Below are 23637 nucleotides of genomic sequence, written 5' to 3' on the forward strand. Positions count from 1 at the left end.
CGATGTCCGAGATCAACCGCCGCAGATTCCTGATCGCCAGCGCCGGCGTCAGTGCAGCCAGCGTGCTGTGGAACACCGTCCACTGGCCTCACCTGGAACGCGCTGCCCAGGACAGGCCGCTGCCCGAGGGCGCCGGGGTGCTGGTGCTCGTCACGCTGTCCGGCGGCAATGACGGAATCAACACCCTGATCCCCTACGCCGACAACGCTTATCACGACGCACGTCCGGAGCTCGCTTACGCGCCGGGTGACGTCATCCATCTGGACCAGCAGTTCGGGCTGAACCCCGCATTGAAAGGGCTGGCGAACCTGTGGGGGCAAAGGCGGCTCGCCATCGTCCGCGGAGTGGGCTACCCGAAGCCCGACCACAGCCACTTCCGGTCCATGGACATCTGGCAGACCGCGTCGCCATCCGAACCGGTGCCGACGGGATGGATCGGGCGCTGGCTCGACGCCACCGGCGACGACCCGCTCCGGGCGGTCAACATCGGGCCCGTCCTTCCTCCCCTTGCGGTGGGCGAAAAGCACACGGCCGCCGCGCTGTCGCCGCACGCACCGGCCGGAGAGCCGGACGGGATGGACGCCGCGATGGTGGCGCTCGGCGTCGACGACTCCGCCGACACGCCGGCGATGGCCGCGGTCTGCAAGGCCTACCGCGCCGCCCGCACCGCGGATAAGGCATTCGGCTTCGTCAAACCCAACGGCAAAGGCCAGAATCCGCTGGCCGCCCAGCTGAACACGGTGGCCGCCGCCGTCAAGGCACGTGTGCCCGCGCGCGTCTACACCGTCCAGTTGGGCGGGTTCGACACCCACGCCGACGAACGCGGCACGCAGCAGCGCCTGCTGCAGACGCTTGACGAGGCCGTGACGCCTTTCCTCCAGGACATGGCGCGCGACCGCTACGGCCGCAACGTCGTCCTGATGGCGTACTCGGAGTTCGGTCGCCGGGTGCGCGCCAACGCGTCCCAGGGCACGGATCACGGCACGGCCGGGCCCGTCTTCGTCGCGGGGTCGCCCGTGCGGGGCGGCTTCTACGGCGACGAGCCGAGCCTCACCGACCTGGACAACGGAGACCTGAAGTACACGACCGACTTCCGCGACGTGTACCACGAACTGCTGGCCCGCACCGTCGGGACCGACCCGGCACCGTCGGTCGGCGCCGGCCGCAGCGCCCTCGGCTTCCTATGAGCCGGCCAGCAGGGCGGCGCAGTCGCGGGCGATGGCTAGCTCCTCGTTGGTGGGGATCACCAGCACGGCAATCGGTGAGTCGTCCGCGGAGATCTGCCGCGCGCCCTTGCTGCCGCTGAGGTTGCGCCGCTGGTCGAGCACGATGCCCAGCTCCTCGAGGCCCGCGAGGGCATCGCGGCGCACCGCGGCGTCGTTCTCGCCGATACCCGCCGTGAAGGTGATGGCGTCGGTGTGGCCGAGCACGGCCAGGTAGGCGCCGACGTACTTGCGCAGCCGGTGGATGAACACGCTGTACGCCAATTGCGCTATGGCGTCGCCCGATTCGATCATCATCCGCAGCTGCCTGAAGTCCCGCTCGCCCGACAGGCCCAGGACTCCCGACCGCTGGTTGAGCATGTCCTCGATCTCGTCGACGCCCATCTTCGCGGTGCGCCAGAGATAGCTGACGATGCCGGGGTCGATGTCTCCGCTGCGCGTGCCCATCACCAGCCCCTCCAGCGGGGTCAGGCCCATGGACGTGTCGATCGGCCGGGTGCCGGCGATCGCCGAGGCCGACGAACCGTTACCCAGGTGCAGCACAATCTGTTTCATGCCGCCGAGCGGCCGCCCCAAGAATTCGGCGGCCTGTTCGCTGACGTAGCGGTGCGACGTGCCGTGAAACCCGTACCGGCGGATCTCCCACCGCTGCGCCAGTTCCCGGTCGATGGCGTACGTGGCGGCCGCCGGCGGCATATCGTGGAAGAACGCGGTGTCGAACACCGCCACGTGCGGAACCTCCGGCAGCAGTTTGCGCGCCACCTCGATGCCCTTCAGCGCCGGCGGGTTGTGCAGCGGCGCCAGCTCCGAGAGTTCCTCGAGTTCGGCGATCACCGCGTCGTTTACCAGGGTCGGGCGGTAGAACCTGTTGCCGCCGTGCACGACCCGATGACCCACCGCCCGCAGCCCGCACGCCGCCAGGTCGATGCCGTCGTCGGACAGCTGCTCGAACGCGCGGCGCAGTGCGGCGTCGTGGTCGGGGACGGACGACGAATCCTCGCCGATCCGCTCCACATGCCCGGACGCCCGCGCCGATCCCGAAGCCGGGTCCACCAGTTGATATTTCAGCGACGACGACCCGGAGTTGATCACCAACACCAGGGAGCCGGTCACGGGTCCTGGGCCTGTATCGCGGTGATGGCGACGGTGTTGACGATGTCCTCGACCAGGGCGCCGCGGGACAGGTCGTTGACCGGCTTGCGCAGCCCCTGAAGCACCGGTCCGATCGCGATCGCCCCGGCGCTGCGCTGCACCGCCTTGTAGGTGTTGTTGCCGGTGTTGAGGTCCGGGAAGATGAGCACGGTCGCCCGCCCGGCCACGGGCGAGTCGCGCAGCTTGGTGGCGGCGACGGACGGTTCGATGGCGGCGTCGTACTGGATGGGGCCCTCGACCGGCAACCGGGGCTCGCGGGACCGGACCAATGCCGTTGCGGCCCTGACCTTGTCGACGTCGGCGCCCGTCCCGGAGTCCCCGGTGGAGTAGGACAACATCGCCACCCGCGGCTCGACGCCGAACATCGCCGCGGTGCGCGCCGAGCTGATCGCGATGTCCGCCAGTTGTTCCGGCGTCGGGTCGGGGACTATCGCGCAGTCGCCGTAGACGAGCACCCGGTCGGGCAGGCACATGAAGAAGACGCTCGACACCGTCGACACGTCGGACACGGTCTTGATGATCTCGAACGCCGGACGGACGGTGTGGGCCGTGGTGTGAGCGGCGCCCGACACCATGCCGTCCACCATGCCGTTGTGCACCAGCATGGTGCCGAAATACGTTGCGTCGCGCATGATCTCGCTGGCATGCTCGACGGTGACACCCTTGGCGCTGCGCATCTCGGCGTACTGCTGGGCGAACCGGTCGCGCAGCTCGCTCATCAGTGGGTCGATCACCGTCGCGCCGTCGAGGTCCACGCCCAGTTCACCCGAGCGCAGACGGATCTGGGCCTCGTCACCCAGGATCGTCAGGTCGGCGACGCCGCGCTGCAACACGCGCCCGGCCGACTTCAGGATCCGGTCGTCGTCGCCCTCGGGGAGCACGATGCGCTTGCGGTCGGTCCGGGCGCGCAGCTGCAGCCGGTAGGTGAACATCTGCGGCGTGATCACCGACGGGATCGGGATGGCAAGCTGCGCAATGAGGTCCGCGACGTCGACGTACCGGTCCATCAGCCCCAGCGCGGTGTCGATCTTGCGCTGCGAGGTCGCTGTGACCCGCCCGTGGGCCGAGGCGGCCGCGCTCGCCGCCTCGTAGGTACCCAGCTTGGTCGCGATGATGGGCAGCCGCAGGCGCAGCCCGGCCACCAGCGCGGCGATCGACGGGTGCAGCGTGAAGCCACCGTTGAGCACGAGGCAGGACAGCGACGGAAAACCGTTGGCCGCGTGGGCACTTGCGACGGCAAGCACCACGTCGGAGCGGTCACCCGGGGTGATGACCGCCATCCCGTCGTCGAGCCGCTCCAGCACGTGATCGGCGGTCATCCCCGCCACCAGCACACCCATCACTTCGCGCTCGCGCAGCGACGCCTCGCCGCTGACCGCCGTGCCGTCCACCGCCCTCTCCAGCTCGGCGACCGTCGGCGCCGACAGCAACGGCTCCTCGGGCAGCACATAGCTGCGCTGCGGGAAGGATTGCAGCGCCGCCAGGGCCGCCCGCATCTCGGCAAGCTCCGCTGGCCGACACCTGCTGGCGACCACGGCCGCGGTGTGGGCGCGCTGCGCCGACAACTCGCCCATGCAGACTTCGACGACGCTCGCCACCTCGTCGGCGGTGCGGTCCTTGGCGCTCACCGCCAGCAACACGGGCACCCCGAGGTTGACGGCGATGCGCGCGTTGACCGACAGCTCGGCGGGCCGGGTCACGTCGGTGTAGTCGCTGCCGACGATCACCACGGCGTCGCAGGCATCGGCCACCGCGTGGTAGGAGTCCACGATGCTGCCGATGGCGGCGTCGATGTCGGCGTGCAGCTGCCGGTAGGTCACGCCGACGCACTGTTCGTAGGACAGGCCCGCGGTGGTCTGCTCGAGGAGCAACTCCAGGATGTAGTCGCGGTCCTCACCGAGCCGGGTGATGGGCCGGAACACGCCCACCCGGGCGACGGTCGCCCGCAACCGGTGCAACAGCCCGAGCGCGATCGTCGACTTGCCCGTTTCCGGCTCGGGCGCAGCGATGTAGATCGCCGTCGCGGTCACGGAACCGGTCACGGCCGTCGCCTCAGGCCAGCCGCCGCAGCCTGGGCGCCAGGTCCTTCTCGAAGAGCTCCAGGAAGCGGCGCTGGTCGTGACCGGGAGCGTGGAACACCAGGTGGTTGAGGCCCCAGTCGACGTAGTCCTTGACCTTCTCGACCGCCTCGTCGGGGTCCGACGCCACGATCCAGCGCTTGGCGACCTGCTCGATCGGCAGCTCGTCGGCCGCCTTCTCCATTTCCAGCGGGTCGTGGATGCTGGTCTTCTGTTCGGCGGTCAGCGACAGCGGCGCCCAGAAGCGGGTGTTCTCCAGCGCCAGGTCCGGGTCGGTGTCGTAGGAGATCTTGATCTCGATCATGCGGTCGATGTCGTCGGGATTCTTGCCCGCGGCCTCGGCGCCCTCTTTCATGGCGGGGATGAGCTTGTCCTTGTACAGCTCCTCGCCCTTGCCGGAGGTACAGATGAAGCCGTCGCCGGCGCGGCCCGCGTACTTGGCGACCTGTGGGCCGCCCGCCGCGATGTAGATCGGGATGCCGCCCTCGGGCACGTCATAGATCGAGGCGCCCTTGGTGTGGTAGTACTCGCCCTCGAAGCTGACGCGGTCGCCCAGCCACAGCTCGCGCATCAGCCGCACCGATTCGCGCAGGCGGGCGTAGCGCTCCTTGAATTCCGGCCATTCGCCCTCGTAGCCGGTGGCGATCTCGTTGAGCGATTCGCCGGTGCCGACGCCGAGGAAGATGCGGCCCGGGTAGAGGCAGCCCATGGTGGCGAACGCCTGCGCGATGACGGCCGGGTTGTAGCGGAAGGTCGGGGTGAGCACCGACGTGCCCAGCTGAAGCCTCTTGGTGCGCTCGCCGACGGCGGTCATCCAGGCCAGCGAGAACGGGGCGTGGCCGCCCTCGTGCCGCCAGGGCTGGAAGTGGTCGCTGACGGTGGCGCTGTCCATGCCGTGCCCCTCGGCGGCGACGGCGAGTTCGACGAGCTCACGGGGTGCGAATTGTTCGGCGGACGCCTTGTATCCCAATTTCAGTTCGGCCACTAGTTCTTTCTACTCCACATCTGTGATCGCGACCCGCCGCGCCCGGCTTCGCCGCGCTTGCGATCGCTTCTAGTGAGACTCCTACACTCGCCCGCATGGGACCGACCCTCGTTCAAGTCACCGACGCGGTGCACCACGCCCACGGCCACGCCGTCAACTGGACGCTGGTCACCGACGACACCGGCGTCATGCTCATCGACGCGGGTTATCCCGGTGACCGCGAGGACGTGCTGGGCACGCTGCGGCAGCTGGGCTACGGGCCCGGGGACGTGCGCGCCATCCTGCTGACGCATGCGCACATCGACCATCTGGGGTCGGCGATCTGGTTCGCCCGCGAGCACGGCACCCCGGTGTACTGCCACGCCGCGGAAGTGGGTCACGCCAAGCGCGAGTACCTGGAGCAGGTGTCGATTCTCGATGTCGCCCTGCGCATTTGGCGTCCGCGATGGGCGGTGTGGGGCGTCCACGTGGCGCGCAGCGGCGGCCTGCTGCGCGACGGGATCCCGACGACGCGGCCGCTGACCGCCGACGTCGCCGCCGGTCTGCCGGGCCGTCCGGTGGCAATCCCGACCCCAGGGCATACCAGCGGGCACTGTTCGTATGTGGTCGACGGCGTCCTGGTGACGGGTGACGCGCTGATCACCGGTCACCCGCTGCTGCGCCGCAGCGGCCCGCAGCTGCTGCCGGCCGTGTTCAGTCACAGCCAAACGGATTCGGTGCGCAGCCTCGACGCGCTGGCGTCCGTCGGCACCGACGTCCTGCTGCCCGGTCACGGCGGCGTGTGGCGCGGACCGATCCGCGAGGCGACGGACGCGGCGGCCGCGCTGGCCCGGTAAGCGGCCCCACGTTCGGCGCGCGTAATCCATTCAGGCCAACCACTTTTCGAACGCGATCGGCCGGAACGGCCCCCAGTCCGGTATCGGGTCGGGGGGAACACGGGTGTACCCCGCCGCGTCGTACAGCGCCTCGGCCTCGGGTTGGCGATTGCCCGTGATCAGGTACAGCCGCCGGTACCCCCGCGCGGCGGTCTCCGCCTCCAGCGCGGCCAGCAGCGCCCGCGCGTAACCGCGGCGCCGGTGCGCGCGATCCGTCCAGATCCGCTTGAGCTCGGCCGTGTTGGCGTCGTATCGCCGGAACGCCCCGCCCGTGACCGGAACCTCGCCCTCGACGCCGATCAGCAGCCCGCCGTCCGGCGGGGCCAGCTCGGCGCGCGGCACCGGCAGCCAGGCCAGGTGCCGCTCCGGGGTGCCGCCGTATCGCTCCGCGTACTCGAGGGCCAACTCGGCAAGCAGAGGCTGAGCCAGCGGGTCGTCGTGGGTCGCCGACACGAAGCGAAGCCGGTCAGAAGTCACCTAACGATCTAACGCCGCGGCCATCACCCGTCGGCAAGCACCCGCCGGCGCAGCCGCAAGAGCGGGGCGGGCGCCCACCAGTTCAGGCCGCCGCACAGATGCATGAATGCCGGCACGAGGAGCATGCGAATCAGGGTCGCGTCCACCAGCACCGCGAGGGTCAACCCGACGCCGAACATGCGCATGAACGAGACGTCGGCGGTCATCAAGGCGGCGAACGAGATCGACATCAACAGCGCCGCCGCGGTGATGACGCGCCCGGTGTGTGCAAGGCCGCACGCCACGCTCTCGTCGTTGTCGGCGCGCGTCCGGGACGAGCGCGTCCAGTATTCACGGATGCGGGAAATAAGGAAGACCTCGTAGTCCATGGACAACCCGAACGCGATGCAGAACATCATCGCCGGAATCGTGGCGACCAGCGTCCCGCTCGGTGTGGTGCCCAGCGCGCCCAGATGTCCGTCCTGGAAGATCCACACCAGCGCGCCGAAAGTCGCTGTGAGCGAGAGGATGTTGAGGAGAACGGCTTTGATGGGCAGGATCACGCTTCCGGTCAGAGCGAATAGCAACACCAGCGTGACGACCGCGATGAAGCCGAAGACCATGGGCAGTCGCGCAGTGATGGCGTGGACGCAGTCGCGGTTGCTCTGCGCGTTGCCGGTCATCAGCGCCGTCTGCCCGCCCGGCGGCGCCACCGCGTGGAGACGGTCCAGCTGCGTCTCGGAGGCGCCCGAGTACAGCGGCGCCGTGCTACTCACGGTCAAAAACGCACTGCCGTCAACCAATCCGGTCGGCGCCGAGGGCGGCCCCTTGCGTTCGCCGGCGACGAACGTACCGGTCGGCGACGACACCGCCGCCACGTCGGGCACCAGCGACAGCCTCGCGGCGTACGCGTCGAGCTCAGGCTTTGCCGGCTCGCTGAGCTCGGGGATGACGACGGTCACCGCTGAGGCGGATTCCGAGCCGAATTGGCTGTGGACTGCGTCGCTCACCGCACGCGCCGTCGCGGTTTCCGGCAGCACCCGCTCGTCGGGGTTACCCCATCTGATGTGCAGGAACGGAATGCCCAGCAGGAGCAACAGGACGACAATGGCCAGGCAGGTCGGAACCGCTTGCCGCATCGCCACTTTCGCGGTCCGGTACCAGAAGTTGCGCTGGATCGGCGGCGGCTCCGAAGCGCGCGGCTCGGGACGGCGGGACAACCGACGGCCGAGGCGCCGGATGTCGAACGAGTCGAGACGATCGCCCAGCAGGACGATCACCGCCGGCGCCACCACGAGCGCCGCGAGGGCCGAAAGGGTCACCACCGCAATGCCGGCATAGGCGAAAGACTTCAGGAAGTACACCGGGAACAGCACCATCGGAACCATCGCCAAGGCGACGGTCACCGCCGAGAACAGCACCGTGCGGCCCGCCGTCGCCACGCTGTGCAGCAGCGCTTCGTCGCGGCATCGCCCCTCGGCCAGCTCGTCGCGGTAGCGGCTGATGATCAGCAGCGTGTAGTCGATGGCCAGCGCCATGCCCAACGCGGCCGCGACGTTCAGGGAAAAGATCGACACGTCGGTCACGAGCGCCATCGCCCGCAGCACCGCGAGCGAGCCCACGATCGCAAACCCCGCCACGGCCATGGGCACCGCGGCCGCGAGGAGGCCACCGAAGACCCACACCAGGGCGGCGAAGCTCACCGGCACCGCAATGGATTCCATACGCAGCAGGTCGTTCTCGGTGTGTTGGCCGACCTGCGCGTACAACACCGCGGGACCGCCCGCCCGGACGGTGACGCCGTCCCGGTCGTGGCCCAGTCGATCGGCCAGCGCCTGGGCATGCTTGGGCGCGTCATTCTCCCCACCACTCAGCGCGGCCACGATCAACGCCGACTTCCCGTCGGCACTGACCGTCCCTGGTGCCGGCGTCGGACCGTCCCAGGGGGAGGTGACCTGGGTGACGAACGGCGATCCGGCAAGTTCGCGCACGATGTCGGAGCCAACCTCGCGCCCGGCACCGTCTTTGACGCCGGCCTCGGAGCTCACCAACAGCAGCATCTGCATTTCGCCCCGGTGGAACTTGTGCGCCAGCAATCCGGCGGCCCGGGCCGACTCGGACGCCGGGTCCACCATCCCGCCGCCGGACAAGCTCGTCGCGGCGGGCAGGCCGAAGAGGGCGGCGGCCGCCATGAGCAGAACAGCGACCCCGACGACGCGGCGCGGCGCCGCCAACGCCGTTCTGGCCACGGATGCCAGAGGATCACGTCGACGACGGTGACGTCCCGTCGTGCGGCGGATGTCGCGTTCGGGCAGCGTGCTCGTCATGACGAACGCTCCCGGTACGACGCCGCCGAATGGACTGTCCACTGTCGGTTCGCATCGCGAGAAATCACTTCACCGCACCTCGAGGGGAGTTGGGCGCCGGGGTCATATTTCGTTACGACGTTACGCACCATCGGGTTCGATTATCCGGCGAATAGGTAAGTTAATTAATGATTAATTAACTTAAGTGAGTACGCCGCGCGTCGCGGTGACGTATCCCGGGACGACCGCCAGGTCGTCGGGGCCGCCGCGCCACAGTTCGGGCAGGCCCAGCCCGGCGAGCAGTTCGACGATGTTGCGCTCGACGGTCTCCCAGCCGTGGGACGCCAGATGCTCGGGCACGTATCGGTATTCGCCCGGGTAGGTCAGGCTGGCAAGATCGACGTCGAGGCCCTCGCGGGCCCAGCTGTCGACGAAGGCCAAACCCGCCTTGACGTGCGACGGGGTCCAGACGGGCATGTGGTCGGCGGCAAAGCGGCTGCCGACCGCGCTCAGCGACGCGACGTCATCGAGCAGGCGCGTCTGCGCGGCGGGCGGCAGGTAACCCACGAGAAGCTGATCGGCGACCCACACCGTCGGCAACGCGGCGTCGAAACCCACGCGGCGCAGCGCCGCCGGCCAGTCGGCGCGCAGGTCGGCGCCGACGGCGCACCGGTTCGCCGTCAGCGTCGCGCCCAACCCGCCCAACACCGCCGACTTGAAGTCCAGCACCTCCGGCCGGTCGACCTCGTACACCGTGGTACCGGCCGGCCACCACAGCCGGTAGGCCCGCGTGTCCAGACCGGACGCCAGGAGCACGACCTGGCGTATGCCCGCGCGCGCGGCGTCGGCGAGGAACCCGTCCGCGAACCGGGTCTGCGCCGCGAGGATGTCCATCAGGGCGGCGGTGACCGGGTCGGTGCCGTCGTCGGCCGCGAAGCGATGGTCGTCGATGAGCCGGACGAAGTGCCTGACGCCGGCGGCGCGCACCAACGGCTCGGCGAACGGGTCATCCAGCAGCCCCTTGTCGGTGGCCACCGCCCGCGCCACCGCCCCGAACGTCGCGGTCACCCCGACCCCGGTGGACGGATCCCAGCTGTCGCCGTCGGCCCGTGGCATCGGTGATCCGGGCCGTCAGGAACCGGCGCGGTGGCGCAGGGCCGCCGAGGCCAGGGGCCGCCACCCGAGCAGCAGGACGGCGGTCACCGACGCCGCGACGACGACGAAGCTCGCCGCCACCCCCGCCGAGGTGGCCCGGCGCAGCAGCATGCCGACCGCCACGGTGCACAGCCACACCACCACCCCGGTCGGGGCCACGGCGGCGGGCCGTTGCCAGGCGCGCGAGAGCAGCCAGCCGACGACGGTGCCCGTCAGGAACGGCCACGCCGTGGCAGCCACGCCGGGGATGGTGACGCCCTCGGCGTGGCTGCGGCGCCCGACGGCGCAAAACAGCAGCACGCCGACGACGTCGGCCAGCAGCCAGACGGGCCTCGGGTGCCTGAGCATGCACCGAAGACTACCGGCGCACTGGGACCCGACGGCCGTCGATGGCAGGCTGAGAGCATGAGCACCGACGCGCCCCCCGCCTTCAACCGCGACGACCCGCTCGGCCTCGACTCGTCGCTGTCCGACGACGAACTCGCGGTCCGCGACACCGTCAGGAAGTTCTGCGCCGAACACGTCCTCCCCTACGTCGCCGAGTGGTTCGAGATCGGCGACCTCCCGGTGCGCGAACTGGCCAGAGGGTTCGGCGAACTCGGGCTGCTCGGCATGCACCTGGACGGCTACGGCTGCGGCGGGGCCTCCGCCGTGCATTACGGCCTGGCCTGCACCGAGCTGGAGGCCGCCGACTCCGGGATCCGGTCCATGGTCTCGGTGCAGGGGTCGCTGGCGATGTTCGCCATCTGGAAGTTCGGCTCCGAGGAGCACAAGCAGCGGTGGCTGCCCGGCATGGCCGCGGGCGAGCTGCTCGGCTGCTTCGGCCTGACCGAGCCCGACGTGGGGTCCGATCCCGCCGCCATGAAGACGCGCGCCCGGCGCGACGGCTCGGACTGGGTGCTCAACGGCCGCAAGCTGTGGATCACCAACGGCTCGATCGCCGACGTGGCGGTGGTGTGGGCGGCCACCGACGAGGGCGTGCGCGGCTTCGTCGTGCCCACCGAGACGCGCGGCTTCACCGCCAACACGATCCACCACAAGCTGTCGCTGCGGGCCTCGATCACCAGCGAGCTCGTGCTCGACGACGTGCGGCTCCCCGAGGACGCGATGCTCCCGGAGGCGAGGGGCCTGCGGGGGCCGCTCTCCTGCCTGTCGGAGGCCCGGTACGGCATCATCTGGGGCTCGATGGGTGCGGCGCGCACCGCCTGGCAGGCCGCGCTGGACTACGCCACCCAGCGCACCCAGTTCGGCCGCCCGATCGCCGGGTTCCAGCTGACGCAGGCCAAGCTCGTCGACATGGCGGTCGAGCTGCACAAGGGCCAGCTGCTCTCGCTGCACCTCGGGCGCCTCAAGGACGGCCCCGGCCTTCGCCCCGAGCAGGTCAGCTTCGGCAAGCTGAACAACACCCGCGAGGCGCTCAAGATCTGCCGCACCGCGCGAACCATTTTGGGCGGCAACGGAATATCGCTGGAGTACCCGGTGATCCGGCACATGGTCAACCTCGAATCGGTGCTGACTTACGAGGGCACGCCCGAGATGCACCAACTCGTCCTCGGCCAGGCGTTCACGGGCAGCGACGCGTTCCGCTGACCCAAGAAGGAAGGAGCACACCCATGAGGCTGATCGCATGCGGCGCCGCGGTTCTCGTCGCCGCATCCGTCGCGTCGGCGCCCCCGGCGGCGGCCGATCCCGTCACGCTCCCGACGATGGGCTCCGGCGGCGGCGGACCGATCATCGGCGGCGGCAACAATTCCGGGATCGCCCAGCAGCTGATCGGGCTGGGCAATCCCAACGTCCAGGAGGTCGACGGTTCGGACGCGGCGCAATTCATCACGGCCGCGGCCGGGGTGGCCAACCCGCAGCTGGCCGCGCCGTTCGGGCTGCTCAAGCGGGCGCTGGCGTGCCAGACCAACAACGCGGGCTTCGGCGCCCGCGCCTATCGGCGCAACGACGGGCAGTGGGGCGGCGCGATGCTCGTCGCGGCCAAGAGCGCCACACCCAACGTCGACGCCCTCGCGAGCTGCGCCCGGACCAACTGGCGCAGGCCCACGGCGGGCTCGGACACGGCGATGTGCAACAGCGGCTGGACCACGCCGAACTCGCTTTCCAGCCGCGAGGGCGGCGAGGCGTATTACATCCTGCTCGCCGGGACCGCCGACGACTTCTGCACCGGCCTCAACGGCAAATACAAAACCGACGCCCGCACCTGGCCGTTCTGAGCTTGCTCAGGCGGTGACGCCGTCCGCTTCCCGGCGCTCGGTCTCGGCCATCTCCCGCCGGATTCCGGCCTCCTCGCGCTGGCCCAGGGCCCATGCACGATCCACCTGTTCCTGCGCGCGCTGGAGGCGTTCCCGTTCGCGCTCGGCCGCGCTGCCCTCGCGTTCGTCGGCGCGCGCCTCACGCTGATCCGCCAGCTGCTCGCGGTTGTTCGCGTCCTGTTCACGCTGCTCGGCGATCCGGTCCCGCTCGTCCGCGATCCGCTCGCGCCGGTCGAGTTCGGCCTCGCGCCGCGCGACCACTTGCTCACGCCGCTCGACCTGGTCTGCCCGGCCGTCTTCGGCGGTCACGACTCGGGCTCCGACGCGGCCGCGCCGCCGCCCTCGACCCAGTCCTGAGCGGCCCCGGCCCGCCGCCTCGCCCACTCGCGCTCGCTGGCCGCCTCCTCGCGGTCGACCTTGGCCTGCTCGCGGAGCGCCGCGTCGTGCAGCAGCGCGGCACTCCCCGCCGCATCCGCCGGCTCGACCTCCCGGTCGTCGGCGAGCCGCTCGCGCTCGTCGGCGAGCGCCTCGCGCCTGTCCGCCAGCCGTTCGCGCTCGTCGGCCAGCGCCTCGCGCCGGTCGGCGAGCACCGACCGCGCCTCGAGATCGCCCGCCCACCGCTCCACACCCTCGGTCAGCGCCTCGCGCAGCGCCGCGCCGTGCTCGCGCTCGTCGGCAACCCGCTCGCGCTCGGCCGCGACGCCCTCGCGGTCGGCGGCAACCCGCTCCCGCGCATTAGCCGCATTCTCCCGGTCCTGCGGGCTGCGGATGACTGGCATGTTCATGATCGTCCCGTCGATCGTTGGTCAGCGACCAGTGTCCCGCGCGTGGTGACCTTCGTCTACGGGAGCGTCACCAACCGGACCTACGGGCCACCGGCGGCCAGTCGTACGGTATTACCAGCGCCGCGGGGAGCTCTTGAAGACCGGAAGGGACAAGTATGTCGCGCCATCACGTGGTCATCATCGGGAGCGGGTTCGGGGGGCTGTACGCGGCGAAGTCGCTCAAGCGCGCCGACGTGGACATCACGCTGATCTCGAAGACCACCACCCACCTGTTTCAGCCACTCCTCTACCAGGTGGCGACCGGCATCCTGTCCGAAGGCGACATCGCCCCCACGACCCGGCTCATCCTGCGCAAGCAGAAGAACGTCCGGGTGCTGTGGGGGGACGTCGAGGCGATCGACCTGACGGCGAAGACGGTCACGTCGCATCTCATGGGCATGCAGACGGTGACGCCCTACGACAGCCTGATCGTGGCCGCCGGCGCGCAACAGTCCTACTTCGGCCATGACGAGTACGCGATCTACGCGCCGGGTATGAAAAGCATCGACGACGCCCTGGAGCTCCGCGGCCGCATCCTCGGCGCGTTCGAGGCCGCCGAGGTCGCCACCGACCCGGCCGAGCGGCGACGACGGCTGACCTTCGTCGTGGTGGGCGCCGGCCCGACTGGCGTGGAGCTGGCCGGCGAGATCGTCCAGCTCGCCGAGCGCACGCTGGCCGGGGCGTTTCGCACCATTACGCCCAGCGAGTGCCGGGTGATCCTGCTGGACGCGGCGCCGGCGGTGCTGCCGCCGATGGGCCCCAACCTGGGCTGTAAGGCGCAGCGGCGCCTGGAGAAAGAGGACGTCGAGGTTCAGCTCAACGCGATGGTGACCGCGGTCGACTACATGGGCATCACCGTTAAGGACGCCGACGGCAGCGAGCGCCGCATCGAGTGCGCCTGCAAGGTGTGGGCGGCCGGCGTGCAGGCCAGCCCACTGGGCAAGATGGTCGCCGAGCAGTCCGACGGCACCGAAACCGACCGCGCCGGGCGGGTGATCGTCGAGCCCGATCTCACGGTCAAGGGTCACCCCCACGTCTTCGTCGTCGGTGACCTGATGTCCGTGCCCGGCGTCCCCGGGATGGCCCAGGGCGCGATCCAGGGGGCGCGCTACGCGACCGACATCATCAAGCACTCGGTGAAGGGTCACGACGACCCGGCGAACCGCGCTCCGTTCAAGTACAAGAACAAGGGCAGCATGGCCCTGATCTCCCGGTACAGCGCGGTCGCGCAGGTCGGCAAGCTGGAGTTCGGCGGCTTCATCGCCTGGCTGGCCTGGCTGGTGCTGCACCTGTACTACCTGATCGGACACCGCAACCGCATCGCCGCGATGTTCTCCTGGGGGATCTCGTTCCTGGGCCGCACCCGCGGCCAGATGGCCATCACCAGCCAGATGATGTACGCCAGGCCGGTGGTCCAGTGGGTGGAGCAGCAGGGTGCGCTGGCGGCGGCCGAACAGGCCGAGGCGGATCAGCAGAAGGCGGCCGGCTAGCGCCGCGATTAGCTGAGCGCCTGGTCGATGTCGGCGATCAGGTCGTCGGTGCCTTCCAGCCCCACCGAGATGCGCACCACGCCGTCGCCGAGCCCGATCGCCGCGCGACCCTCCGGGCCCATCGCGCGGTGCGTCGTCGTGGCGGGATGCGTGACAAGCGATTTCGCATCGCCGAGGTTGTTCGAGATGTCGATGAGCCGCAGCTTGTCCAGCACCTCGAACGAACGTTGCTTGGCTGAGTTTTCGGGGCAGTCGAGCTCGAACGTGATCACCGTCCCGCCCCCCGACATCTGCCGCTTGGCGAGGTCGTACTGCGGGTGCGACGTCAGGAAGGGGTAGCGCACCCACCTCACCGCCGGATGCGCTTGCAGGAACTCGGCGATGCGCTGCGCGGAGGAGTTGCAATGCTCGACGCGAATCGCCAGCGTCTCAAGGCCTTTGAGCAACACCCAGGCGTTGAACGCGCTCATCGCCGGCCCGGTGTGGCGCATCAGCTTCTGCACCGGGCCGTCGATGTACTCCTTGTCGCCGAGAATCGCGCCGCCCAGCACCCGGCCCTGCCCGTCGATGTGCTTGGTCCCCGAGTAGACCACCACGTCGACCCCGAGCGGAAAACCCTGCTGCAGCAGGGGTGTCGCAAAGACGTTGTCCAGCACAACTTTTGCGCCCGCCGCGTGGGCGAGCTCCGTCACCGCGGCGATGTCGACGAGCGACTGCATCGGGTTGGACGGCGTCTCGAAGAACACCGCCTGGGTCGGCACCGACAGCGCCTCCTCCCACTGCGCGAGGTCGTCGCCGTCGACGAACACGGTCTCAACGCCCCAGCGCGGCAGGATCTCGTTGCACACCACGAAACAGGAGCCGAACAGGCTGCGCGCCGCGACCAGCCGGTCGCCGGCCGCCAGCAGGGCGCCCAGCGACGTGAAGACCGCCGCCATGCCGCTCGCGGTGGCGAACGCCGCGGGCGCCCCCTCGATGAGACGCAGGCGTTCCTCGAACATGCTGACCGTCGGGTTGCCGTAGCGGGAGTACACGTAGCGGTCCACCTCGCCGGTGAACGCCCGCTCCGCGGTGGCCGCCGAGTCGTACACGTAGCCCGAGGTCAGGAACATCCCTTCGGCCGTCTCGTCGAACTCCGACCGCAACAGGCCGCCGCGTACCCCGATGGTCGCCTGGTTGACGCCGTCGGGCAACGCCTTCGGCGTGCGCACGGAGCGCTCGGTCACCCCTGCCTCCAGGGCAATCCGCTTGCGCGCCAGCCACTTTGGCCGCGATGGCCGCGCGCGTCGAGATGGCCTTCGAAGCCGTCGAGCACGTTGTAGGCCGGCGTGATGCCCAACTCGGTGGCCGCCTCGGCGGCGCCGATCGAGCGCTGGCCCGAGCGGCACAGGAAGATCACCGGCCGCTCGGTGTCGCCCGCCGGCACGCGTTCGCGCAGCTCCTCGGCGAAATCGTCGTTGTGCCTGCCGTCGGCGGTGTTCCACTCGATGAACACCGTGTCGCGGCCGAGGCCGGACAGGTCGGGCACCCCGACGAACCGCCACTCGGCGTCGGTGCGGACGTCGACCAGCACCGCGTTCGGGTTGTCGCTCAGCAGCTTCCACGCCTCCAGCGGCGTGATGTCTCCCGCGTAGCTCACCCGCGTGAGTCTCGCACATCCAGGGCGTTGGCGACCTCTCGGGCGCGGCCGCGGGCGGCCCCCACCTCCGGCGCGGTGGCCAGCGCCACCCCGAGCTTGCGCGAGCCGGGGCCGAACAGGCGCACGTCGCTCTCGGGAACGCCCAGGGCGCCGCGCAGCGCCTCGGCGCCGGGTGAGCCGGGTCCCGCGACGATCGCCCGCGCCGCACCCGGGGAGATCATCATGGTGTCGACCGGCAGGCCCAGGATCGCGCGGGCCTGCAACTCGAACGCCGACAACCGCTGGGTGCGCGCGGTCACCCAGGCGCTTCCCCGGGGGCGGGCGGTCACGTCGGCGAAATACACCTCGTCGCCGTTGATCATCAGCTCGACGCCGAAGACGCCGCGCCCGCCCAGCGCCTTGACGATGCGCGCGGCGATCGACCTGGCGGAGTCCACCGCGGCCGGGCTCAGCTGCTGCGGCTGCCACGACTCCCGCGCCTCGGCGTCGTCGTGCCCGATTGGCGAACAGAAATCGATCACCAGTCCGTTCGGGCCCTCGCTGCGCACCACCAGCAGCGTGATCGAGACCTCGACCTCGACGACCGTCTCGGCCAGCACGCGCGCGGTCCCGGCCTGCTGCCAGGCCGGCCCGATGTCGTCGGGCCGCTCGACCAGCGAACGCCCCTTCCCGGAGGCGGGTTTCACCAGCAGGGGGAAGCCGGCGTGGGCGCCGACGGCCTCGAGCTCCTCGACCGACCCGACGAACCAGAAGGGCGCGGTGGGCAGGCCCAACTCGTCAGCCGCCAGCCGGCGCAGGCTCTCGCGGTCGGCGGTGAGCCGGACGGCGCGCGCGCTCGGCGCCAGCTCGACTGCATCCGGGGGCAGCCCGTCGAGGGCGTCGACCGCGACCGCGTCGGTGGTGGTCACCACGAAGTCGGGGTGCACGCCCTCGATGGCGCGCGACAGCTCGCCGGGGTCGCCTAACGGTAGGACCAGCCGCTGGTCGGCCACCCCGTGTGCGGGGGCGTCGGCGTGCCCGTCGACGGCGATCACCGTCGCCCCGAGCCGCCTCAGTGCGATCGCCAGCTCGCGGCTGAGCTCACCGGCGCCCAGCAGCATGACCCGCGGCGCGGCACCGGCGGGCGCGTCCGGAACCTGCGGCGGGACGCTCATCGCCGTCGTCTTCTCGTCGGGCGGGGGCTGTCCTTCGCTTGGGCCGTCGGTCACCGCTCAAGGATAGGTCGGCGCAGCGGGGGCTCGGCCAAGCTAGGGCTGGCCGGGCAGCAGCCGCACCATCAGGCCGTGCCCCTCGGCCAGCACGATGTCGGCCTCGTCGACGAGTTCCGCCGCGACGAATGCCTTGCGCCCCTCGGTGCCGGTGACGCGGCCCCGTATCGCCAGGGGCGCGTCGATGGGGGTGACCTTGCGGTAGTCGACGTGCAGGAACGCGGTGCGGCTGATCGGCCGTCCCGCGGCGTGGGAGATCATCCCGAACATGTGGTCGAAGAGCAGCGGCAGCACGCCGCCGTGGACGGCGTGGTTGCCGCCGACGTGGAACCGGCTGAAGTGACCCGTCATCTCGACGCCGTCGGGCGCGTACCGCGTCAGCGTCCAGGGCGGCAGCAGCAGGCTGCCCATGCCGGGCAGGTCGGGGGTGCGGCCCGCCGGCGCCTTGCCCTCGTCGGCCTCGAACGGGCCGAGCAGGTCGACCAGCGCCGCCACGCGGTCGGCCGCCTCGTCCCACACGCCGTCGCCCGGGTCGGCCGACACCGCGAGGTCCTGGAGCCGCCGCAGGGCGGCGACGAACCGGCCGAAGCCCGGGCCCGGGCTGGCCGGGCCGTATTCGGGGAAGCCGCCGTGGCGTTCGTAGTCGGGGTCGAGTTCCTTCGGGTCCTGTTCCGTCACGGGCGGGCCGCCAGGAAGTCGCGGCGCACGATCGTCTGATCGCGCCCCGGACCCACCCCGATACACGAAATATGTGCTCCCGCAAGCTCTTCCAACCGCATCACGTAGTCGCGGGCCTTGGCCGGCAGGTCGTCGAACTCGCGCGCGGTCGAGATGTCCTCCCACCAGCCCGGCAGCTCCTCGTACACCGGCTCGGCGCGGTGCAGGTCGCTCTGCGTCATCGGCATGTCGTTGGTGCGCGCGCCGTCGATCCGGTAGCCGACGCACACCGGCACGGTCTCGAGGCTGGACAGGACGTCGAGCTTGGTCAGGAAGAAGTCGGTGATGCCGTTGACCCGGGTGGCGTAGCGGGCGATTACCGCGTCGAACCAGCCGCAGCGGCGCCGCCGCCCGGTGGTGACGCCGAACTCGCCGCCCGTCTTCGACAGGTACTCGCCGTTCTCGTCGAACAGCTCGGTCGGGAACGGCCCCGAGCCCACCCGCGTCGTGTAGGCCTTGAGGATGCCGAGCACGGTCGTGATCCGGGTCGGGCCGATCCCCGATCCCACGGCCGCGCCGCCCGCGGTCGGGTTCGACGACGTGACGTAGGGATAGGTGCCGTGGTCGACGTCGAGCAGGGTGCCCTGGGAGCCCTCCAGCAGCACCGTCTCGCCGGCCTCGAGGGCCGAGTTGAGCAGCAGGCGGGTGTCGGCGATCCGATGGGCAAACCCCTCGGCCTGCACCAGCAGCGACTCGACCACGTGGTGGGGATCGAGCGCCCTACGGTTGTAGATCTTGACCAGGATCTGGTTCTTGAGCTCCAGCGCGGCCTCGACCTTGTGGGCCAGCTGGTCGGGGTGCAGCACGTCGGCCACGCGGATCCCCATGCGGGCGATCTTGTCCTGGTAACACGGGCCGATGCCGCGGCCCGTGGTGCCGATCTTCTTGCTGCCCATGTAGCGCTCGGTGACCTTGTCGATCGCGACGTGGTAGGGCAGCAGCAGGTGCGCGTCGGCGGAGATCAGCAGCTTGGAGGTGTCCACGCCGCGGTCCTCGAGGCCCTTGAGCTCGTCGAGGAGCACCCCCGGGTCCACCACGACGCCGTTGCCGATCACGTTGGTGACGCCGGGCGTGAGCACCCCGGACGGGATCAGGTGCAGCGCGAAGTTCTCGCCGGTGGGCAGCACGACGGTGTGCCCGGCGTTGTTGCCGCCCTGGTAGCGCACCACCCACTGCACCCGGCCGCCGAGCAAGTCAGTGGCTTTACCTTTGCCCTCGTCGCCCCACTGGGCGCCGATGAGGACGATTGCCGGCATGACTTACTCCCACCTGATCTGGCCTGCGTATTGTGGTCCAGCCGGTGACCCACCTTAGCCCAGGAGGTTGCGACCAACGCATGGAAACCCTGGGGGTGTTGGTGTTCGGCGATCGGCGGGTGCCCGGGCCGTTGACCGGCCTGCCGGTCCACTCCGATGTCGACCCCGCGATCGGGCACTTCCGGCGGCTGGTGGTCGTCGGCGCCGACGCCGACCTGGCCGCCGTGCTGACGCGGTTGCTGCGCGCCGACCGCCTCGACGTCGAGGTGGCCTACGTCCCGGCGCGCCGCACCCGGGCGACCCGGGCCTATCGGCTGCCGGCCGGGCGCCGGGCGGCGCGACGGGTGCTGCGCGGCACGGCCCGGCGGGTAACCCTGCTTCGTGACGAGACGGGATCGGTGGTCGTGGGCCGGGCGCGCTGGCTGCCCGCCGAGGGCGGCCGCCTCCACGGCGAGGCCGTTGTCGACGACACCGCGCTGTTCGACGGGGACGTCGCCGCCGTCGAGATCGAGCCGACGCCGGACCCGCCGGGACTGCGGGCCCGGGCGCGCGGCATGAGGCGCCGATGGGTGGCCGGGCGCGCCGCCCAGCTCGGCAGCACCGGCGTCACCGTCGTGCGGGACGGCGTCCCCGCACCGCGCGACGCCCACCGGTCGACGTTCTACCGCAACGTCGAGGGCTGGCTGCTGGTCCGGTAGTAAGTCACAGGAAGGAGGCCAGGCAGTGACGACCGACAGCCCGGGCGAGATCCAGCGGCTGGCCGCCCAGTTCGACATGTTGGTCACCCGGCTGCGCGACCACGAGTACCTGCTGTACGACAACGAAACCGGTCAGCTGCTGCTGGGCAGCCACTCGGGCGGGCAGAAGTCCGGAGTCAGCCTGGAACGGATCGCGCGGTACCTGCAGCAATTTCAGGGGACGCAGGAGTTCGATAGTTTCGACCGGTGAACCTCCCCGCCCGGCGCGAAACGGTGCGACCCAGCCCGATCTTCCTCGCCCTGCTCGCGGTGACCGCCGTCGGCGGCGTGCTGGCCTGGCGTTCGGGCTCGAGCGCGCGGCCGCTCGCGTATGTGGGGGTGTTCGTCTTCGTGATCGCGGGCTGGCTGGTGTCGCTGTGCCTGCACGAATTCGGGCACGCGGTGACGGCGTGGCGCTTCGGCGACCGCGACGCCGCCGTGCGCGGCTACCTGACCCTGGACCCCCGGCGCTACAGCCACCCCGCGCTGTCGCTGCTGCTGCCGATGGTCGTCATCGCGCTGGGCGGGATCGGCCTGCCCGGCGCCGCCGTCTACCTGCGCACGTGGTTCATGACGCCCACCCGGCGCACGCTCGTCAGCCTTGCCGGGCCGGCGGCCAACCTGGTGCTCGCGGTGCTGCTGCTGGTGCTGACGCGGCTGTTCTACGACCCCGCCCACGCCGTGCTGTGGGCCGCCGTCGCCTTCCTCGGGTTCCTCCAGCTGACCGCGCTCTTCCTGAACGTGCTGCCGATCCCCGGGCTGGACGGGTACGACGCGCTCGAACCGCACCTGAGCCCTGAGACGCAGCGCGCCATCGCTCCTGCCAAGCAGTGGGGCTTCTTCATCCTGCTTTTCCTGCTGCTCGGCGCCAATCAGTGGTTCTTCTCAATTGTGTTGTGGTTCTTCGACTTCTTCGGTGTGCCGCACTGGCTGGTCGCCGCCGGCAACACCCTGACCCGGTTCTGGAGCCGCTGGTTCTAACCCTTGCCATATATGCATCGATTTGCATATATTGCTGGCCATGGGCGCCGGCCACAATCACACCCCCGACGAGTCCGACGCGTCGCGGATGATCCCGCGCATGATCGCGGCGGCCGCGATCCTGGCGGGGTTCTTCGTCGTGGAGCTGACGACGTCGCTGCTGATCAATTCGATCGCGTTGCTCGCCGACGCGGGGCACATGCTGACGGACGTGGTGGCCGTCTTCATGGGCCTGGGCGCCGTCACCCTCGCCAGGCGCGGCAGCGCGTCGCCGGCCCGAACCTACGGCTGGCACCGCGCCGAGGTGTTCACCGCGGTGGCCAACGCCGGCCTGCTGATCGGGGTGGCCGTGTTCATCCTCTGGGAGGCGATCCAACGGCTCAAGCAGACGCCGGAAGTTCCCGGTGTGCCCCTGATCGTGGTGGCGCTGGCGGGGCTGCTCGCCAACCTCGTCGTAGCGCTGCTGCTGCGGTCGCACTCCGAGGGCAGCCTGGCGGTCAAGGGCGCGTACATGGAGGTCGTCGCCGACAGCGTCAGCAGCCTGGGCGTGCTGATCGCCGGCATCGTCACCGTCACGACGGGCTGGCCCTACGCCGACGTGGTGGTGGCCGTGCTGGTCGCCATCTGGGTGCTGCCCCGCGCGATCTCGCTGGCCCGCGCCGCGCTGCGCATCCTCTCCGAAACCTCACCGGCCCACATCGACGTCGTCGAGTTGCGGGAAGCCCTGAACGCCGTCGACGGGGTCACCGAGGTCCACGACCTGCACGTGTGGACGCTCTCGCCGGGCAAGGACATGTGCACCGCACATCTCACCAGTTCCGGCGACTCCGCCCGCGTGCTCAACGACGCCCGGGCCGTGCTGTCGGCCCGCGGCCTGGACCACGCCACCGTCCAGGTCGAGAGCCCCGGCTGCGAAGGGTGCACGGACACGTTCTAGAGGCCTAGCGCCCCTCGCGCCGCGGGGTCGCAGTCGTCGAGCAGGTCGAGGCAGCGCTGGTACTCGTCGGTCTCGCCGATGTTGTCGGCCGCCCGCGCCAGCGCGGCGACGCACCGCAGAAAGCCCCGGTTGGGTTCATGGGCATACGGCACCGGACCGAAGCCCTTCCAGCCGTTGCGCCGCAACTGGTCCAGGCCGCGGTGATAGCCGGTGCGCGCATAGGCGTACGCCGTGACGGCCTTGTCCTCGCTGAGCGCCTCCTCGGCGAGGACGGCCCAGGCGACCGACGCCGACGGATGCGCGCCGGCGACGATGCTCGCGTTCTCGCCCGCCCTCAGCTCCGCCTCGGCGTCGGGGTCGCCCGGCAGCAGGATCGGATCGGGTCCCAGGAGGTCTCCCATCGGCGTCATGGCTCCTATTGTGCAGACACGTGCAGACACGCCGTTCCGCCGGGCGCCGCACCTCACGCATCGCCCCAACACGGGCGGCGGGTCGCTAAGCTGCCATCCATGCCGAATGCACCCGAGCCCGATCGCGGCGCCATGCCGAAGCGGCCCGGGTTCGATCCACGCGACGAGCCGGTCGGCGATCCGGGCCTGGACGCCACCGAGGGACAACCGCTGATTCCCAGCGACTCCGAGACCGAGACCGTGGTGATCAAGCCCGACCCGGCCGGCGAGCCGGAGCCGCAGGCCGACGCCCAGCAGCGCGAACGGCGCTTCACCGCGCCCGGGTTCGACGCGCGGGAGACCGCCGTCATCGCCACCAGCCCGGAGCCCGCCACCGAGGTGTTCGCCTCACCGCCGGAACATGACGCGACGGCCCAAATCGGCGGGGTACCGCCGAAAGCGGCTGTGCCGCAGTCTATTCCACCCCGGCTCGGAGCCAAGCTGAAGACGTCGCGGCAGATCAACTGGGGTTGGGTGCTGGCGCTGATCGTCGCGGTGCTCGCGCTGGTGGCCATCGCCGTCCTGGGCACCGTGCTCCTGACGCGCAGCAAGCACGCGAAGGTGTCCGAGGAGGACCAGGTCCGGCACACGATCGAGCAGTACGACGCCGCGATCCAGCGGGGCGACCTGACCGCGCTGCGCGGCATGACCTGCGGCGCCGCCCGCGACGGGTACGTGGACTACGACGAGCACGCCTGGGACGAGACGTACCACCGGGTTTCGGCCGCCAAGCAGTATCCCGTGATCGCCAGCGTCGACCAGGTCGTGGTCAACGGCCAGCACGCCGAGGCCAACGTCACCACGTTCATGGCGTTCGACCCGCAGGTGCGCTCCACCCGCAGCCTCGACCTGCAGTACCGCGACGACCAGTGGAAGATCTGCCAGTCACAGAGCGGGTAGGCGTCGCGTTC

The 23637-nt window shown here is 70.4% G+C and carries 25 protein-coding genes; 10 read left to right on the forward strand and 15 right to left on the reverse strand.

Features of this window, described 5'->3' with window-relative positions; translation table 11 throughout:
- The first annotated feature begins 2 nt into the window (after window positions 1-2).
- On the forward strand, window positions 3-1187 hold the full coding sequence (locus tag GPY60_RS14990; protein WP_156688461.1) for a DUF1501 domain-containing protein: 1185 nt from the start codon (window positions 3-5) through the stop codon (window positions 1185-1187).
- Here the strand turns inward: GPY60_RS14990 and GPY60_RS14995 are convergent.
- Genes GPY60_RS14995 through fgd form a run of 3 tightly spaced genes read right to left on the reverse strand, consistent with a single transcriptional unit; the run spans window position 1182 to window position 5438 of the window.
- A complete protein-coding gene (locus GPY60_RS14995; RefSeq protein WP_197283685.1) occupies window positions 1182-2336 on the reverse strand; it encodes an acetate kinase in 1155 nt (384 codons plus the stop codon). The genes GPY60_RS14990 and GPY60_RS14995 overlap by 6 nt on opposite strands.
- The gene (pta, locus tag GPY60_RS15000) at window positions 2333-4405 is read right to left on the reverse strand and encodes a phosphate acetyltransferase (RefSeq protein WP_156688506.1); all 2073 of its coding nucleotides are present in this window, start codon (window positions 4403-4405) and stop codon (window positions 2333-2335) included. The genes GPY60_RS14995 and pta overlap by 4 nt, the downstream gene beginning before the upstream one ends.
- 22 nt (window positions 4406-4427) lie before the next feature.
- Entirely contained in the window at window positions 4428-5438 is a 1011-nt protein-coding gene (gene fgd, locus GPY60_RS15005; RefSeq protein ID WP_156688462.1) for a glucose-6-phosphate dehydrogenase (coenzyme-F420), read from the reverse strand.
- Between the two features lie 95 nt (window positions 5439-5533).
- Here fgd and GPY60_RS15010 point away from each other — a divergent pair, with 95 nt between their 5' ends.
- The gene (locus GPY60_RS15010) at window positions 5534-6274 is read left to right on the forward strand and encodes an MBL fold metallo-hydrolase (RefSeq protein WP_156688463.1); all 741 of its coding nucleotides are present in this window, start codon (window positions 5534-5536) and stop codon (window positions 6272-6274) included.
- 30 nt (window positions 6275-6304) lie between these two features.
- On the opposite strand, the gene GPY60_RS15015 is transcribed toward GPY60_RS15010, so the two are convergent.
- From GPY60_RS15015 to GPY60_RS15030, 4 genes are all read right to left on the reverse strand, one after another.
- Window positions 6305-6790, reverse strand: coding sequence for a GNAT family N-acetyltransferase (locus GPY60_RS15015; protein ID WP_156688464.1), 486 nt, complete (start codon window positions 6788-6790; stop codon window positions 6305-6307).
- Between the two features lie 23 nt (window positions 6791-6813).
- The gene (locus GPY60_RS15020) at window positions 6814-8961 is read right to left on the reverse strand and encodes an MMPL family transporter (protein ID WP_231639671.1); all 2148 of its coding nucleotides are present in this window, start codon (window positions 8959-8961) and stop codon (window positions 6814-6816) included.
- A gap of 315 nt (window positions 8962-9276) precedes the next feature.
- Entirely contained in the window at window positions 9277-10191 is a 915-nt protein-coding gene (locus tag GPY60_RS15025; RefSeq protein WP_156688466.1) for an SAM-dependent methyltransferase, read from the reverse strand.
- A gap of 15 nt (window positions 10192-10206) precedes the next feature.
- Window positions 10207-10578, reverse strand: coding sequence for a DUF3054 domain-containing protein (locus GPY60_RS15030; RefSeq protein ID WP_156688467.1), 372 nt, complete (start codon window positions 10576-10578; stop codon window positions 10207-10209).
- Window positions 10579-10635: 57 nt separating this feature from the next.
- Between GPY60_RS15030 and GPY60_RS15035 the strand changes: the two genes are divergently transcribed.
- Both GPY60_RS15035 and GPY60_RS15040 read left to right on the forward strand, forming a co-directional pair.
- A complete protein-coding gene (locus GPY60_RS15035; protein ID WP_156688468.1) occupies window positions 10636-11820 on the forward strand; it encodes an acyl-CoA dehydrogenase in 1185 nt (394 codons plus the stop codon).
- 23 nt (window positions 11821-11843) lie between these two features.
- Window positions 11844-12449 carry a hypothetical protein gene (locus tag GPY60_RS15040; RefSeq protein WP_156688469.1) on the forward strand — a complete coding sequence of 202 codons (606 nt, stop codon included), beginning with the start codon at window positions 11844-11846 and terminating at the stop codon, window positions 12447-12449.
- A 6-nt stretch (window positions 12450-12455) separates the two neighbouring features.
- On the opposite strand, the gene GPY60_RS15045 is transcribed toward GPY60_RS15040, so the two are convergent.
- Together GPY60_RS15045 and GPY60_RS15050 are read right to left on the reverse strand one after the other, a co-directional pair.
- Window positions 12456-12797, reverse strand: coding sequence for a hypothetical protein (locus GPY60_RS15045; protein WP_156688470.1), 342 nt, complete (start codon window positions 12795-12797; stop codon window positions 12456-12458).
- On the reverse strand, window positions 12794-13267 hold the full coding sequence (locus GPY60_RS15050; RefSeq protein ID WP_156688471.1) for a hypothetical protein: 474 nt from the start codon (window positions 13265-13267) through the stop codon (window positions 12794-12796). The genes GPY60_RS15045 and GPY60_RS15050 overlap by 4 nt, the downstream gene beginning before the upstream one ends.
- A 161-nt stretch (window positions 13268-13428) precedes the next feature.
- Between GPY60_RS15050 and GPY60_RS15055 the strand changes: the two genes are divergently transcribed.
- Window positions 13429-14802 carry an NAD(P)/FAD-dependent oxidoreductase gene (locus tag GPY60_RS15055; RefSeq protein ID WP_156688472.1) on the forward strand — a complete coding sequence of 458 codons (1374 nt, stop codon included), beginning with the start codon at window positions 13429-13431 and terminating at the stop codon, window positions 14800-14802.
- A gap of 8 nt (window positions 14803-14810) precedes the next feature.
- Here GPY60_RS15055 and GPY60_RS15060 read toward each other — a convergent pair whose 3' ends face one another.
- From GPY60_RS15060 to GPY60_RS15080, 5 genes are read right to left on the reverse strand one after another with little or no spacing between them, the layout of a single operon-like run.
- Complete coding sequence (locus GPY60_RS15060; RefSeq protein WP_156688473.1) at window positions 14811-16028, reverse strand: O-succinylhomoserine sulfhydrylase; 1218 nt, start codon at window positions 16026-16028, stop codon at window positions 14811-14813.
- Window positions 16025-16441 carry a rhodanese-like domain-containing protein gene (locus GPY60_RS15065; protein WP_156688474.1) on the reverse strand — a complete coding sequence of 139 codons (417 nt, stop codon included), beginning with the start codon at window positions 16439-16441 and terminating at the stop codon, window positions 16025-16027. The genes GPY60_RS15060 and GPY60_RS15065 overlap by 4 nt, the downstream gene beginning before the upstream one ends.
- Window positions 16438-17649: a formate-dependent phosphoribosylglycinamide formyltransferase gene (purT, locus tag GPY60_RS15070; RefSeq protein WP_370462729.1), complete on the reverse strand. Its 1212-nt coding sequence runs from the start codon at window positions 17647-17649 to the stop codon at window positions 16438-16440. Before purT ends, GPY60_RS15065 begins: the two co-directional genes overlap by 4 nt.
- A gap of 39 nt (window positions 17650-17688) precedes the next feature.
- Complete coding sequence (locus GPY60_RS15075) at window positions 17689-18327, reverse strand: PaaI family thioesterase (protein WP_156688475.1); 639 nt, start codon at window positions 18325-18327, stop codon at window positions 17689-17691.
- Window positions 18324-19622: an adenylosuccinate synthase gene (locus GPY60_RS15080; protein ID WP_156688476.1), complete on the reverse strand. Its 1299-nt coding sequence runs from the start codon at window positions 19620-19622 to the stop codon at window positions 18324-18326. Before GPY60_RS15080 ends, GPY60_RS15075 begins: the two co-directional genes overlap by 4 nt.
- An 80-nt stretch (window positions 19623-19702) precedes the next feature.
- Here GPY60_RS15080 and GPY60_RS15085 point away from each other — a divergent pair, with 80 nt between their 5' ends.
- The 4 genes from GPY60_RS15085 to GPY60_RS15100 are packed head-to-tail and all read left to right on the forward strand — an operon-like array spanning window position 19703 to window position 22277.
- The gene (locus GPY60_RS15085) at window positions 19703-20320 is read left to right on the forward strand and encodes a peptidase M50 (RefSeq protein ID WP_156688477.1); all 618 of its coding nucleotides are present in this window, start codon (window positions 19703-19705) and stop codon (window positions 20318-20320) included.
- Between the two features lie 25 nt (window positions 20321-20345).
- Window positions 20346-20570 carry a hypothetical protein gene (locus tag GPY60_RS15090; protein WP_156688478.1) on the forward strand — a complete coding sequence of 75 codons (225 nt, stop codon included), beginning with the start codon at window positions 20346-20348 and terminating at the stop codon, window positions 20568-20570.
- Entirely contained in the window at window positions 20567-21340 is a 774-nt protein-coding gene (locus GPY60_RS15095; protein ID WP_156688479.1) for a site-2 protease family protein, read from the forward strand. The genes GPY60_RS15090 and GPY60_RS15095 overlap by 4 nt, the downstream gene beginning before the upstream one ends.
- Window positions 21341-21380: 40 nt before the next feature.
- Window positions 21381-22277, forward strand: a complete 897-nt coding sequence (locus GPY60_RS15100; protein ID WP_156688480.1) for a cation diffusion facilitator family transporter — start codon at window positions 21381-21383, stop codon at window positions 22275-22277.
- Here GPY60_RS15100 and GPY60_RS15105 read toward each other — a convergent pair.
- Window positions 22274-22687 (reverse strand): DUF3151 domain-containing protein, encoded by a 414-nt coding sequence (locus tag GPY60_RS15105; protein ID WP_156688481.1) that lies wholly within the window; start codon window positions 22685-22687, stop codon window positions 22274-22276. The two genes, GPY60_RS15100 and GPY60_RS15105, sit on opposite strands and share 4 nt — an antisense overlap.
- Window positions 22688-22786: 99 nt before the next feature.
- Here GPY60_RS15105 and GPY60_RS15110 point away from each other — a divergent pair, with 99 nt between their 5' ends.
- Entirely contained in the window at window positions 22787-23626 is an 840-nt protein-coding gene (locus GPY60_RS15110) for an Rv0361 family membrane protein (protein ID WP_156688482.1), read from the forward strand.
- The last annotated feature ends 11 nt before the right edge of the window (window positions 23627-23637 follow it).

The organism is Mycobacterium sp. Marseille-P9652 (assembly GCF_902652685.1).
GTDB lineage: Bacteria > Actinomycetota > Actinomycetes > Mycobacteriales > Mycobacteriaceae > Mycobacterium.

Excerpts from the sequence above, each read along its gene's own strand:
- GPY60_RS14990 (WP_156688461.1), top strand. The coding sequence starts at position 3 with ATGTCCGAGATCAACCGCCGCAGATTCCTGATCGCCAGCGCCGGCGTC.
- GPY60_RS15010 (WP_156688463.1), top strand. The coding sequence starts at position 5,534 with ATGGGACCGACCCTCGTTCAAGTCACCGACGCGGTGCACCACGCCCAC.
- GPY60_RS15020 (WP_231639671.1), bottom strand. The coding sequence starts at position 8,961 with ATGGCGGCCGCCGCCCTCTTCGGCCTGCCCGCCGCGACGAGCTTGTCC.
- GPY60_RS15025 (WP_156688466.1), bottom strand. The coding sequence starts at position 10,191 with ATGCCACGGGCCGACGGCGACAGCTGGGATCCGTCCACCGGGGTCGGG.
- GPY60_RS15030 (WP_156688467.1), bottom strand. The coding sequence starts at position 10,578 with ATGCTCAGGCACCCGAGGCCCGTCTGGCTGCTGGCCGACGTCGTCGGC.
- GPY60_RS15035 (WP_156688468.1), top strand. The coding sequence starts at position 10,636 with ATGAGCACCGACGCGCCCCCCGCCTTCAACCGCGACGACCCGCTCGGC.
- GPY60_RS15040 (WP_156688469.1), top strand. The coding sequence starts at position 11,844 with ATGAGGCTGATCGCATGCGGCGCCGCGGTTCTCGTCGCCGCATCCGTC.
- GPY60_RS15050 (WP_156688471.1), bottom strand. The coding sequence starts at position 13,267 with ATGCCAGTCATCCGCAGCCCGCAGGACCGGGAGAATGCGGCTAATGCG.
- GPY60_RS15055 (WP_156688472.1), top strand. The coding sequence starts at position 13,429 with ATGTCGCGCCATCACGTGGTCATCATCGGGAGCGGGTTCGGGGGGCTG.
- GPY60_RS15080 (WP_156688476.1), bottom strand. The coding sequence starts at position 19,622 with ATGCCGGCAATCGTCCTCATCGGCGCCCAGTGGGGCGACGAGGGCAAA.
- GPY60_RS15085 (WP_156688477.1), top strand. The coding sequence starts at position 19,703 with ATGGAAACCCTGGGGGTGTTGGTGTTCGGCGATCGGCGGGTGCCCGGG.
- GPY60_RS15100 (WP_156688480.1), top strand. The coding sequence starts at position 21,381 with ATGGGCGCCGGCCACAATCACACCCCCGACGAGTCCGACGCGTCGCGG.
- GPY60_RS15105 (WP_156688481.1), bottom strand. The coding sequence starts at position 22,687 with ATGACGCCGATGGGAGACCTCCTGGGACCCGATCCGATCCTGCTGCCG.
- GPY60_RS15110 (WP_156688482.1), top strand. The coding sequence starts at position 22,787 with ATGCCGAATGCACCCGAGCCCGATCGCGGCGCCATGCCGAAGCGGCCC.